The organism is Georgenia satyanarayanai, assembly GCF_009193135.1.
GTDB classification, from domain to species: Bacteria; Actinomycetota; Actinomycetes; order Actinomycetales; family Actinomycetaceae; genus Oceanitalea; species Oceanitalea satyanarayanai.
Genome location: NZ_VUKC01000002.1, coordinates 422,461 through 435,235, shown reverse-complemented (window position 1 = coordinate 435,235; position 12,775 = coordinate 422,461). Strand labels below are relative to the sequence as shown.

The window sequence follows — 12,775 nt, the reverse complement described above, 5'->3', positions numbered from 1 at the left end:
GCGCCCCGCGGGTCCACCGTGACGGGCGCGATCGGCGGGACGGCGCGCGGCCGGGGTGGCAGGATCGGGGGTATGCACGAGCGCGCCGGTACCCCCGCCCTGCCCGAGGACCTCATCGACGTCGACGCGGTCGTCTCCGCGTACTACGACCGCACGCCGGACATGGACGATCCTGCCCAGCACGTGGTCTTCGGGACCTCCGGCCACCGCGGCTCGAGCCTGGACTCCGCCTTCACCGAGGCGCACATCGTCGCGACGACGGCGGCGATCGTCGAGTACCGCCGGGCGCAGGGCACCGACGGCCCTCTCTTCATCGGCCGTGACACCCACGCGCTGTCCGAGCCCGCGTGGCGCACCGCCGTCGAGGTCCTCGCCGCCGCCGGGGTCGAGCTGCGCATCGACGCCCGCGACTCCTACACCCCCACCCCCGCCGTCTCCCACGCGATCCTCCTCGCCAACGGGGCCGGCACGGCCGCCGGCGTGCGCGTCCAGGGCCCGGGCCGTGCCGACGGCATCGTCGTCACCCCCTCCCACAACCCGCCCCGCGACGGCGGCTTCAAGTACAACCCGCCGCACGGTGGGCCCGCGGGCTCCGACGCCACCTCGTGGATCGCCGCGCGCGCCAACGAGATCCTCCGCTCCGGCGTCGCCGCCGTCCCGCGGATGCCGCTCGAGCGGGCGCTGGCCGCGGAGACCACCCGCGGCCACGACTTCCTCGCGGCGTACGTCGACGACCTGACCAACGTCGTCGACCTCGAGGCCATCGCCCGGGCCGGGGTGCGCATCGGGGCGGACCCGCTCGGCGGCGCCGCCGTCGAGTACTGGGGCGCGATCGGCGAGCGCTACGGCCTCGACCTCACCGTGGTCAACCCGCAGGTCGACCCGCGGTGGTCGTTCATGACCCTCGACTGGGACGGCAAGATCCGGATGGACTGCTCCTCGCCGTCGGCGATGGCCTCGCTGCTCCGGGTCATGCGCCCTGAGGACGGAAGCCCGGCCCCCTACGACATCGCCACCGGCAACGACGCCGACTCCGACCGGCACGGGATCGTCACACCCGACGGCGGGCTGATGAACCCCAACCACTTCCTCGCCGTCGCGATCGAGTACCTCTTCGCCCACCGGCCCGGCTGGCCCGAGTCCGCCGCCGTGGGTAAGACCCTCGTCTCCTCCGCCCTCATCGACCGCGTCGCAGCCGGGCTGGGACGGCGGCTGCTCGAGGTGCCGGTGGGCTTCAAGTACTTCGTGCCGGGGCTGCTCGACTCGTCCGTCGGGTTCGGCGGGGAGGAGTCGGCCGGCGCGTCCTTCCTGCGCCGCGACGGCTCGGTGTGGACCACGGACAAGGACGGCATCATCCTGGGCCTGCTCGCCTCGGAGATCCTCGCGGTCACCGGCCGCAGCCCGAGCCAGCTCCACGAGGAGCAGGTCGAGCGCTTCGGCGCCTCCGCCTACGCGCGCATCGACGCCCCAGCCACCCGCGAGCAGAAGGCGCGGCTGGCGGCGCTCAGCCCGGAGCAGGTGACGGCGACGACGCTCGCCGGGGAGGAGATCACCGGCCGGCTGGTGCGGGCACCGGGCAACGACGCCGCGATCGGCGGGCTCAAGGTGACGACCGAGAGCGCGTGGTTCGCCGCGCGCCCCTCCGGCACCGAGGACGTCTACAAGATCTACGCCGAGTCCTTCCGCGGCGAGGAGCACCTCGCCCAGGTCCAGGCCGAGGCGAAGGCGGTCGTCGACACCGCCCTGGCGTGAGGACCGCCGTCACGAGCTGAGCACCGCGCCGGGTGCACGAAGGCCCGGACCCCGCATCCACCGGGGTCCGGGCCTTCGCAGTCTCAGGCGCGCGTGCTCAGGCGCCTGGTCGCCGCACCGGCGCCCAGGAGGAGCAGGACGGCCAGGCCCGCGAGGGCCACGGACGCGCCGGTCGAGGGCAGCCTGCCCCCGCTCGAGCCGCCGCCCGACCCGTCGCCGCCCGACCCGTCGTCGCCGGGTCCGTCGCCACCGGGGCCGTCCCCGGGGCCGCCGGGGGTGTCGTCGTCCGAGTCGTGCGGCACCTGGGTGAAGGTGAGGGAACGGACCTCGGAGTCCACCTCGCCGCCGTGCGCGTCGGTTGCCGTGACGTACCAGGAGTGCGTGCCGTCCGTCGGCACCCACGACGCCGTGACGACGGCACCGCTCGGGACGTCGGTCAGCCTGGCGATCGCCTGCTCCGAGCCGGCGGGGATCTCCGTGTCGGTGAGGACCTCGGCGGCGAACGCGTCGGTGCTCAGCTCCTTGACGCGGCTGACGATGCCCGCCGTCTCGTAGCTGATGACGAAGTCCTGGTTCTCCAGCTCGAGGGACTCGTGGTCCGAGTTGTAGACCTCGAGCGACGGGGAGTAGGTCCGCACCCGGATCTCCTCGTCCTCGTTGTCGAACTGGAGGAGCCGCAGGAAGCCCTGGCCGCCCTCGGGCAGGCCCTGGTAGTCGAAGAGCATCTGGGTGACCGTGCGGTCCTCGACGCCGTCACCGTCGTCGTCGAACGAGTCGTACCGGGTGTAGGCGTCGTGGTAGTGCCCGGACATGACCATGGAGACGTTCGCGTTGGTCGCGACGACCTCGTCCTGGATCTGCTGCGGGATCGGCCCCAGCCCACCGGTGGTGAGCAGGTACTCGTGCAGGTTGATGATGCCCACGCGCTCGGGGTACTGCGCGAGCACCTCGTTCATCCACGCGATCTCCTCGTCACCCGGGTCCCAGCCCATGGACACGACGACGAAGTCGATGCCGCCGGCCGTGAACAGGTCGTAGTGACCGCGGTTGTCCTGGTAGGAGCCGCCGTACCAGGGGTTGTCCGCGAAGCGCCACTCCCCGAAGTGCTCGGAGTAGGCGGTCCAGTCGCTGTCGAAGTTCCCGACGTCGTGGTTGCCCGCGAGCACGCCGTACGGAAGGCCCGCGTCGTCGAGCATCGCGTAGGCGGGGTTGGCGTTCGCCCACTGGTAGGGCTGGTCGAAGTTGTCGACGATGTCGCCGGTGTGGAAGAGGTACTGGAGGTTGACGTCCTCACGCTGGTCGAGCAGGTACTCGTGGATCGAGAGCTGGTGCTCGTAGAACTCCTCGTTGTAGTACTGCGTGTCCGACTCCCACGCGAGGGAGAAGTCGTACTCGTCACGCGGGGTGTCCTCCGGGTGCGCGGGCTCGACGACCGTCTCGCGGTCGCTGAGGTTCTCCCCCGCCCAGCCCTCGGAGTGCTGGACGAGGAAGCGCGCCGTGCCCTCGACGAGGTGGTCGGCGGTCGGGACGTCCGCCGTGAGGCTGAAGTCCTCGGCGTCGGTCGTCACGTGACGGTCGACCTCCTCCCAGGCCTCCTCGGCGGTGTTCCACACGTGGAGCAGGACCTTGGCCGACGCGTTGGCCGAGCCGTCCCAGGTGACTCGCACCGAGGCGTCGTCGCCGGAGCCCTCCGGCACCGCGACGTCGAAGGTCTGGTACGGCAGGGCGTCGGCGCTGCTCAGGCCCACGGACTCACCGTCGACGGCGCGCAGGGCCGCACGCTGCTCCGCGTCGAGCTCGACGCCGTCGCGCTCCGTCGCGAGCGCGTCGCGGGTCTCCCCGGAGGAGACGGTGATCGCGGCGTCGGTGGCGTCGTAGGTGTAGGCCTCGCGGAAGACGACGTCGAGCTCGTCGCCCGCCTCGTCGGTGACCTGCGCGGCGAGCTCCACCGCGGGGGCCGTGACCTCTGCCCCGTCCAGGGGCGTGAGGAGCTCGACCGTCGGGTCCTCCTCCGGCGTCGTGAAGGTCTCGGTCATCTCGCCGACGTTGCCGGCCGTGTCCGTCGCCGTGACGACGAGCGTGTGCTCACCGGCGGGGAGCTCGGTCGAGGAGGTCTCCTGCGGCAGCTCGACGACCTCGCCGTCGAGCGTGGCGACGACGTCCACCACCTCGGTGGTGGCGTCGGTGATCACCGCGTCCAGGACGATCCGGCCCTGGAGCCGGTCCTCGGTCCGTGATGCGGCCGTGAACGCGGGCGTCACCTCCGGGGCGGTGTTGTCGACGACGACGTCTGCTGCGGCGGTGAGCTCACCGTCGGTCGCGCTGACCGTGTGGGTGCCGTCCTCGACGTCGGTGGTGTCCCAGGCGTAGCCCTGGGCGACGTACGCGTCGTCGGGGATGGTGAACACCGCGGGGTAGTTGTCGTACTTGCTGTCGTTGGTGTCGCCCATGGGGATGTTGCCGCCCTCGTAGCCGGCCGGCTGGAGGGTGCGGCCGTCGGGCAGGATGAGCCGCGGCGCGCTGATGGTGTAGTCGTCGTTGTTCTCGTTGTCGTCCTCGCACGGCCAGGCCTTGGTGCCGGCGGACACGATGACGGTGAGCTCCTCGCCCTGGACGACGTCCGTGAGCGGGATCTCCGCTGTGACGGTCTCGATCTCGGAGTAGGTGCCGCGCTCGAAGATCGTCAGCACCCGCCCGGACTTGCACTGCTGGTCAGGGGTCTCGCCCTCGCCCGGCATGACGACGGCGTTGCGGAAGCGGTCGTCCGTCGCCGTGACCTCGACGGCGAAGACCGGTGAGCTCTCGAGCTGGGCGGTGGTCGGGGTGCGGACCTCGTCGTCGATCGAGAGCGCGATGTCCGCGGGATAGCTGTCGCCCGCCGCGGAGACGGTCGTGGTGCCGGACACCACGTCCCCGTCCGTGACGCTCAGCCGCACCGGGTCGGTCGAGGTGCCCTCGACGTCCACGCGGACGACGTCCCCGACCGTCTCGTTCGTGCCGTCCGAGGCGACGAAGCGGTACTCGTAGTACTTCTTGCCGGTGAGGTCGACGGCGCGGACGGTGTGCGCGTAGGAGTCGCCCTCCCCGACGAGGAGGCTGTGGTCGCTGAACTCCTCGTCGATGTCCGAGCGCAGCTGCAGGGTGACGCTCCGCACGAGGGTGTCGTCGGTGATCGTCGCCGCGGCCGTGAAGTCCTGCGCCGGGTCGATGGTGCCCGGCGTGGTGTCGGCGACCCGCGGCGCGACCGTGTCCGGCGTCATCGCGGTGAGCTCGGCGGGGACCTGGTCGGCGTCCACGGCGCCCGGGCTCGCGGGGCGGGAGCCGAGGAGCCTCTGCTGGGAGAAGTCTGCGGGGTCGGCGGCGTAGGTCAGGCCCTGATCGGTCTGGACGTCGCGCACGCCGCCCATGTTGTAGAAGCCCTCACTGACCGTGACGCCGGTCGCGGTCATGATCTCCATGCCGCGGGCGCTGCCGTTGGCCATGCCTCCGACGTGGGTCTCGAGGATCCGGCCCTCGGGGACCGCGGTGCCCCAGAAGGCGTTGAAGTCGGCGCGGGTGAGATCGTCGTTGGCGCCGTTCTTCACCCAGATGACGACGGCCTCACCGGGCGCGACGACCGTGTCGGCGGGCTCCGCCGGCCACAGCGCGGAGCTGCCGCTGTCGGGGTACTGGTAGCGGAGCTGGTAGTCGGAGAAGTCGATCGGCTCCGTCGTCGTGTTGTAGACCTCGATGTACTCGTACCCGTCACTCGGACCGACGTTCTGGGAGTCGACGACGAGCTCGGTGAGCATGAGGTTGCCGACGCGGGAGTCGGCCGGCAGCGCGGGGATCGACCTGATGGGCTCCTCGGGCTGCTCGGGCTCCTCGGGCTGCTCCGGCTCCTCACCGCCGCGGTCCTCGAGCTGGGCCGCGTCCACGACGCCGGGCGACACGGCGGCCGGGCCGGCCAGAAGCTCCATCGACCGCGTCGCGGCGTCGGCCGGCACGCGGAACTGCGCCGCCTGGTCGATGCCGGTGGAGCCGGAGGGGTAGAAGGACCACCCGACGACCACACCGTCGCGATCCGTGATGCGGATGCTGCGGTTGCCGCCGTTGGCCATGCCGGGCTGGCCGGTCACCCGCACGACGTCGTAGGTCTCGGCGGACCCGCCACGCTCGGCCCAGAACGCCCGGAAGTCGTCCTCGTCGTAGGCGAAGGAGTTGACGTTCCCGTCCCCGCTCTCGTAGGAGAGCCAGAGGACGACCGTCCCACCGGCGGGCACCACCGTGCCGGCCGGTGCCTCGAGCGGAACGCTGTTGCCGCCGTCGGCGTTGTCCTCGAAGGCGTAGGAGAAGGTGTAGCCGCCCTCCCCGACAGTGACGTCGGCGTCCGTGGGGTTGGTGACCTCGAAGTACTCGAAGTGGTCGTAGCTGTCCGGGTTCGGCACGATCTCCGTGACCACGAGCGGCCAGCTGTCGGCGGGGGCCGCAGCGACGGGGGCGACGAGTGTCCCGAGCGTCAGTGCGGCGAGCGCCGTCGTCGCGACCGCCGCGCGGCGGGTGTGGTGGGCTGTCATGAGCCTCGACTTCCTAGGGTCTGGCAGGGGCAGCCAGACCGTAGGGGAGACCGGTGACCTTCCGGTGAACGGGAGGCGACCGCACGGTTCGACGTGCGCGAGCAGGGGCTCACCGCCAGACTCGGGGCACCTCAACGAAAGGATGAGTCATGGGAATCGGCGGAGGAATCTTCCTCATCGTGGTCGGCGCGATCCTCGCCTTCGGACTGAGCCCGGACACCTGGGAGGTCTTCAACATCCAGATCATCGGCTACATCCTCATGGCGGTCGGCGCGCTCGCCCTCGTGCTCGCCTTCGCCATGCAGCGTCAGCGCCGCAACACCAGCCACACCGCGTACGTGGAGCGACGCGACATCGGCGACCCCCCGCCGCCGGTGCGCTGACCTCCACGCGGCCCGCGTCCCTCCCCGGGGCGCGGGCCGCTGCGCGCTCCTCTACGGTCGACCCCATGGCTCGCCCCTCCCTCGGATCCTCGCTCGAGGACGGTCTCTACCGCCGTCTGACCCCTCTGCTCCGCCGCCGCGGCTGGCGCCCCACGACGATCACCTACACCGGTTTCGGCACCCCGGACCGGCTGCGGGTCCTCGCCCGCGTGCTCCTCAAGGAGGACGACGGCGACACGGCCGCCGCCGACGTGGGCGCCACCGAGCCCGAGCTCGAGGAGGCGCAGGAGGCCGAACGCGGCTGGCGCTCCTTCCTCACCACGCCCGTCGCCTACCTGCCCGTCGTCGTCCAGATCGGCGACCGCACGCACCGGGGCCGGGTGAACCGCGGCGGCTACCTCGACCTGCTCGTCCCCGACCACGGCCTCCCGCCGGGGTGGCACGACGTCACGGTCCGGGCGCGCGGCGCTCGGCCGGTGACGGCGCGGGTGCTCGTCATCGGTGCGGACACCCGCTTCGGTGTCATCAGCGACATCGACGACACCGTCATGGTCACCCGTGTTCCCCGCCCGCTGATCGCGGCGTGGAACACCTTCGTCCGGCACACGAGCACCCGGCAGGCCGTACCGGGGATGGCTGAGCTCTTCCGGCAGGTGCAGGCAGCCCACCCGGGGGCGCCGGTGCTCTACCTGTCGACCGGGGCGTGGAACGTCGTTCCCGCGCTCGAGCGCTTCTTCCGCCGGAGCGGTCTCCCGGCCGGGCCCATGCTCATGACGGACTGGGGGCCGACCAACACCGGCTGGTTCCGCAGCGGCCAGGAGCACAAGCGCACGACGCTGCGGCGCCTCCTCATCGACTTCCCGGAGATCCGGTGGCTGCTCGTGGGCGACGACGGCCAGCACGACCCCGAGATCTACTCCGAGCTCGCCCGCGAGCACCCCGACCGCGTCGCCGCCGTCGCAATTCGCCAGCTGACACCGGGTGAGCACGTGCTCTCGCACGGCACGCCCCAGGCGCTGGAGGGCAACCGGGACGAGGACGGGCGGCTGACCGAGGGCCCGCAGGCTCCGGTCGTCCACGCCGGCGACGGCGAGGCCCTCTGGGACCGGCTGCGCCCCCACCTCCCCTAGCCCCGCCTCCGGCTCGCGCCGAGAGCTGAGCCGTTCCAGGAACAGCTGCCGGCGCGAACCGCGGGGACGGGATCGGGTCAGGTGGTCGCGGGGCGGCCGCCCAGGTAGAGGTCGCTGAGCTTGGGGTCGGCGAGCAGCTCGCGCGCCGGCCCGGTGGCGAAGACCCGCCCGAGGTCGAGCACGCAGCCGATGTCGGCCATCTCCAGGGCCCGGCGGGCGTTCTGCTCGACGAGCAGCACGGCGACCCCAGCCTTCCGCATGATGTCGACCTGCTCGAAGATCGTCGTCACCCGCTTGGGGTCCAGCCCCATCGACGGCTCGTCGAGGAGGACGACGTCGGGCCGGATGACGAGCGCGCGGGCGAACTCCACCTGCTTCTGCTGGCCGCCCGAGAGCAGGCCCGCGGTGTCGGTCCAGCGCTCCCCGACGAGCGGGAAGATCTCCTTGACGTAGTCGCAGCGCTCCGGCAGGACCGACTGGTCCTTGAGGGAGTAGCCGCCGAGCATGATGTTCTCCTCGACGGTCATCTCCTTGAACACGGAGTGCCCCTGGAGGACGTGGGACAGGCCGCCGCGCAGCAGCTGCTGCGGGCCCTGACCGGTGACGTCCTTGCCGTTGAGGGTGATGGTGCCCTGGCGGGGCTTGAGCATGCCGCTGGCCACCTTGAGGACGGTGGACTTGCCCGCGCCGTTGGGTCCGACGAGGCAGACCACCTCGCCGCGCCGGACCTGCACCGACAGGCCACGCAGGACGAGCGCCGCCTTGCCGTAGCCGGCCTGGATGTCGTCGAGCTCGAGGACGATGTCAGACGCCAAGGTATGCCTCCAGCACCTTCGGGTCGGACTTCACGACGTCGGGGGTGCCCGTCGCGATCGGCCGGCCGCGGTCGAAGACCACGATGTGGTCGCACAGGCTCATGATGAGCTCCATGTTGTGCTCGACGATGAGGAAGGTCGTGCCCTCGTCGTTGAGCTCCCGCACGAGCAGGGCGATCCGCTCGATGAGGGAGGGGTTCACGCCACCGGCCGGCTCGTCGAGCATGACGAAGGGCGGGTCGGTCATGAGCGTGGAGCCGAGCTCGAGGAGCTTCTGCTGCCCGTAGGAGATGTCGCGGGCCTCGGAGGCCTCGAGGTGGTCGATCCCCACCCGGGCGAGCATGGCCCGCGCCTTCTCGACGGTCTCGGGGCTGCGCGTGTTGCCGAGGTACTCCCCGAGCGTGCGCGGCTGCACCGCGACGAGCATGTTCTCCAGCACGGTCATCCGCGGGAACACCCGGCACAGCTGGAAGCTGCGGCCGAGACCCGACCGCGCGATCTTGTGCGGGGCCCAGCGGGTGACGTCCTTGCCGTGCATGGTCACGGTCCCGGAGTCGGGGCGGATCATGCCGGTGACGCAGTTGAAGAACGTCGTCTTGCCCGAGCCGTTGGGGCCGATGAGCCCGTTGATCTTGCCCTCGTGGAACTCCGTCGTCGCGTCGTCGACGGCGTGGACGCCACCGAAGGACTTGGTGAGCCCGTCCGTGCGCAGGACGGCGGTCGTGTCAGCCGCGGTCATCGCTGTCTGCCTCCTTGGTCGTGGACTTCGTGGCGTCCTGCTGCTGGCGCAGCTCCTCGGCGGAGACCTCGCGGATCGAGGAGCTCTGGGGACCGAGGCGGCGCAGCAGCTGCGACGCACCGGTGAGGACGCCGTCGGGAAGGAAGAGGACGACGAGCCCGAGGAGCAGACCGGTGGCGACGAGGTGGAACTGGGACTGCCCGTAGTTGAGGACGAAGTACTCCAGGGCCGCCCCGACGACGATCGCGCCGAGCAGCGGCCCGAAGAGGAACCGCACCCCGCCGAGGAGCGCCATGAGGACGACCGTGGAGCCCAGGACGATGTCGAACTGGAAGATCGGGTCGAGGTCGCCGAACCACAGGGCGTAGAACCCGCCGGCCACCGCCACGAAGAAGGCGGAGACGACGAAGGCGACGAGCTTGAGCCTGCTCGTCGGGGCCCCGAGGGACTCGGCCTTGTCCTCGTCCTCACGCACGGTCTTGAGCGCCGCACCGAAGCGCGAACGGTCGATGAGGGTCCAGGTGAGGAGCGTGACGGCGAGCAGCGCGAGGAAGATGTAGAAGAAGGTCTCGTGGTGCTCGGGCCGGAGCATGTCCGGGAACGGCCGCGGGACGACGAGACCCGCCGACCCACCCGTCACCGTGCTCCAGCTCTGGAAGAGCAGCTGGAGGACGAGCACGAGGGCGATGGTCACGATGACGAAGGACGAGCCCCGCACCCGCAGCGCGGCGAAGCCGACCGGGATGGTGAGCACCGCCGTCGCCAGGGCGGCGACGAGCGCGGCGAGCAGCCAGTTCATCCCGGTGTGGATGACGAGGAGCGCCGTCCCGTAGGAGCCGAGCCCGAAGAACGCGGCGTGGCCCAGGGAGATGTAGCCGGTGAAGCCGCCCATGATGTTCCACCCGGTCGCGAAGACCGCGTAGTTGAGGACAATGACGCCGGCGCTCACCATGTACGGGTTGGGAGCGATCGAGGGCCACAGCGCGAGCACGACGATGACGACCGCGACGAGGACGACCGGCCGCAGCCGGCTCGTGCTGCCGCCGCCGGCCGCGAGGCTGCGCGCGGGCAGGGACTTGGTCCGGTCAGAAACGCTGAGCAAGGCGACCTCCGAAGAATCCCTGCGGCCGCACCATGAGGGTGAGGAAGAGGGCCAGGTAGAAGATGGTCTGCGCCAGGGTCGGCGTGACGCCCGGGAGCAGCTCCGCCATGACCCGCAGCACCCCGAGGAGCAGGGCCGCGATGGCCGCGCCCGGGATCGAGCCCAGGCCGCCGACGACGATGATCGCCATGAGCGGGCCGATCCAGTGCCAGTGCAGCGAGGGGAAGATCGTCTGGTTGAGCGCGAGCGCCGTCCCGCCGACCGCCGCCGTCGCCAGGCCCAGGCCGAAGCCGAGCCCGGCCGTCCGGTCGGTGTCGATGCCGACGAGCTGGGCCGCCTCGCGGTGCTGGATCGTCGCGCGCAGCGCCCGGCCGAAGCGGGTCCTCTTGAGCACGAGGAACAGCGCGAGGAGGCTGAAGCCCGCGAGCGCGAAGGAGATGATCTGCACGACGGGGATCGAGGCACCGAGGAGATCGACGCTCGAGGACCCGTAGGGCAGCTGGATGCGGCGCTGCGTGCCGGTGAAGATCATCCCGAGCAGGCCCTCGATGATGAGGGCGATCGCGAAGGTGATGAGCACCGACATCATCGTCATGGTCGCCGGCTTGAGCCGGCTGATGAGCCAGCGCTGGATGACGAAGCCGAGGACGAAGAACAGCGGGACGGTGCCGATGAGCGAGAGCATCGGGTCCAGCCCGGTGGAGCTGGAGAAACGCCACGCGATGTACCCGGCGAGGATGATGAACGCCGCGTGGGCGAGCATCACCACCCGCATGACTCCGAAGTAGAGCGTGAGCCCTGCTGCAAGGAGGGCGTAGAGCCCTCCTTGCAGCACGCCCAGGATCAGGCTCTGGAAGATGAGTGACACGGTCGGGTCACCACTCCGGCTTCGGGTAGACGAGCTCGGCCGTGGCCGTGTCTCCCGGCAGGACGATGGCGATCTCGCCGTCGACGTACTGCAGGATCATGTGCGCCCCGTTGGGGCGGCCGGCCTCGTCCCAGGCGAGGGGCCCGACGACGGTGTCGACGGTCGCGCCCCGCAGGTAGTCGATGAGCTGCTGCTGGCACTCGCCCTGCTCGGCGCAGCCGACCTCCTCGACGGCGGCCGCGACGACCTGGCCGGTCGTGTAGGCGTTTGCCTCGTCCTCCTGCGGCTCCTCGCCGTGCAGCTCGACGTGGGCCGCGACGAACTCCTCGTTGGAGGGCCAGTCGGCCTGGTTGGAGTAACCGGTCGGGGACAGGATGCCCTCGACGGCCCCGCCGATCGCCTCGGGGAACTCGGGGTTGGTGGGTGCCGTGGAGAAGGCGGCCATGCGCGGCTGGTAGTTGAGCTGCTGCAGCGCGAGGATGAGGTTGACCGCGTCCTGGTACTGCGTGCCGCCGACGACGAGGTCGGGGTCCGCGTCGGCGATCTTCGCGGCGATGGCGTTGAAGTCCGTCTGGTTGGGCGGGTAGACCTCGTCGACGACGAGCTCCACGCCCGCCTCGACGAGCTTGTCCCGCAGGCCGTAGGCGGTGCCCTGCGCGAAGGGGTCGTCCATGGCGGCGACGGCCATGGTCTGCGGCCGCTCCCCCTCGGGCATCGCGAGGATGTGCTCGACGAGGTTGTTGTAGTGGTCCGGTGCGATGGCCGGTGCCGCGTAGAAGATGTTCTCGAAGCCGTTCTCGAAGACCTCGGCGGCGGCCGCGGCCGGCTCGACGAAGAGCATCCCGTACTCGGAGGCCACGCGGGAGGCGGGCACGACGAGGCGGGTGGAGAACGGGCCGAAGAGGAGGTCGACCCCCTCCTGGGCGATGAGGGACTCGTAGTCGGAGACGACACGGGCGGCGTCCGAGGCGTCGTCGAGGATCTTGAGCTCGACCTGCCGGCCGAGCAGCCCGCCGTTGTCGTTGGTCACCTGCGCCCAGGTCTCGTAGCCCCGCTCGACGCCCTTGCCGGGCTCGGCGAAGTCACCGGTCAGCGGGAGCGAGACACCGATGACGATGGGGTCCTCGGAGCCGCCACCGTCGCCGGTGTCGCTGCCTCCGCCGTCCCCGCAGGCCGCCAGCGCGAGCATGGCCACCGCACCTGCTGCGATCCCCCGGGTCAACCGCTTCGTTGACATCCGTCCTCCTTCATTGGTTCCGGACGCGCTCTCGAAAGCGCTTTCCGGACAGTACGGGCTCCGGCGCCCACCGCGCAAGGGTGTTGCGTGATCGTGATCACTCCGGCGGCTCCGAACCCGCACTATTCCGCGCCGCAACTGAGGGAAAACGCATCCCCTCTCCCCACCACGACCGCCGGGAGCCGAGTCGTCA

General features: G+C 71.0%; 9 protein-coding genes. 3 read left to right on the top strand and 6 right to left on the bottom strand.

Going from position 1 to position 12,775, the window contains the following annotated elements; genetic code table 11:
- Positions 1–72: 72 nt before the first annotated feature.
- Positions 73–1,752: a phosphoglucomutase (alpha-D-glucose-1,6-bisphosphate-dependent) gene (gene pgm, locus GD632_RS04560; protein WP_152189170.1), complete on the top strand. Its 1,680-nt coding sequence runs from the start codon at positions 73–75 to the stop codon at positions 1,750–1,752.
- 83 nt (positions 1,753–1,835) lie between these two features.
- On the opposite strand, the gene GD632_RS04555 is transcribed toward pgm, so the two are convergent.
- Complete coding sequence (locus tag GD632_RS04555) at positions 1,836–6,308, bottom strand: lamin tail domain-containing protein (RefSeq protein ID WP_152189168.1); 4,473 nt, start codon at positions 6,306–6,308, stop codon at positions 1,836–1,838.
- 149 nt (positions 6,309–6,457) lie between these two features.
- Between GD632_RS04555 and GD632_RS04550 the strand changes: the two genes are divergently transcribed.
- On the top strand, positions 6,458–6,691 hold the full coding sequence (locus GD632_RS04550) for a DUF6458 family protein (protein ID WP_152189165.1): 234 nt from the start codon (positions 6,458–6,460) through the stop codon (positions 6,689–6,691).
- Positions 6,692–6,756: 65 nt separating this feature from the next.
- The gene (locus tag GD632_RS04545) at positions 6,757–7,821 is read left to right on the top strand and encodes an App1 family protein (protein ID WP_152189163.1); all 1,065 of its coding nucleotides are present in this window, start codon (positions 6,757–6,759) and stop codon (positions 7,819–7,821) included.
- Between the two features lie 77 nt (positions 7,822–7,898).
- Here the strand turns inward: GD632_RS04545 and GD632_RS04540 are convergent, their stop codons facing one another.
- Genes GD632_RS04540 through GD632_RS04520 form a run of 5 tightly spaced genes read right to left on the bottom strand, consistent with a single transcriptional unit; the run spans position 7,899 to position 12,582 of the window.
- Positions 7,899–8,636 carry an ABC transporter ATP-binding protein gene (locus GD632_RS04540; protein WP_152189161.1) on the bottom strand — a complete coding sequence of 246 codons (738 nt, stop codon included), beginning with the start codon at positions 8,634–8,636 and terminating at the stop codon, positions 7,899–7,901.
- The gene (locus GD632_RS04535; protein ID WP_152189158.1) at positions 8,626–9,375 is read right to left on the bottom strand and encodes an ABC transporter ATP-binding protein; all 750 of its coding nucleotides are present in this window, start codon (positions 9,373–9,375) and stop codon (positions 8,626–8,628) included. The genes GD632_RS04540 and GD632_RS04535 overlap by 11 nt, the downstream gene beginning before the upstream one ends.
- Positions 9,362–10,477 carry a branched-chain amino acid ABC transporter permease gene (locus GD632_RS04530; protein ID WP_226924561.1) on the bottom strand — a complete coding sequence of 372 codons (1,116 nt, stop codon included), beginning with the start codon at positions 10,475–10,477 and terminating at the stop codon, positions 9,362–9,364. The genes GD632_RS04535 and GD632_RS04530 overlap by 14 nt, the downstream gene beginning before the upstream one ends.
- A complete protein-coding gene (locus tag GD632_RS04525) occupies positions 10,461–11,345 on the bottom strand; it encodes a branched-chain amino acid ABC transporter permease (RefSeq protein ID WP_152189156.1) in 885 nt (294 codons plus the stop codon). Before GD632_RS04525 ends, GD632_RS04530 begins: the two co-directional genes overlap by 17 nt.
- 7 nt (positions 11,346–11,352) lie before the next feature.
- Positions 11,353–12,582: an amino acid ABC transporter substrate-binding protein gene (locus GD632_RS04520; protein WP_152189154.1), complete on the bottom strand. Its 1,230-nt coding sequence runs from the start codon at positions 12,580–12,582 to the stop codon at positions 11,353–11,355.
- Between the last annotated feature and the right edge of the window lie 193 nt (positions 12,583–12,775).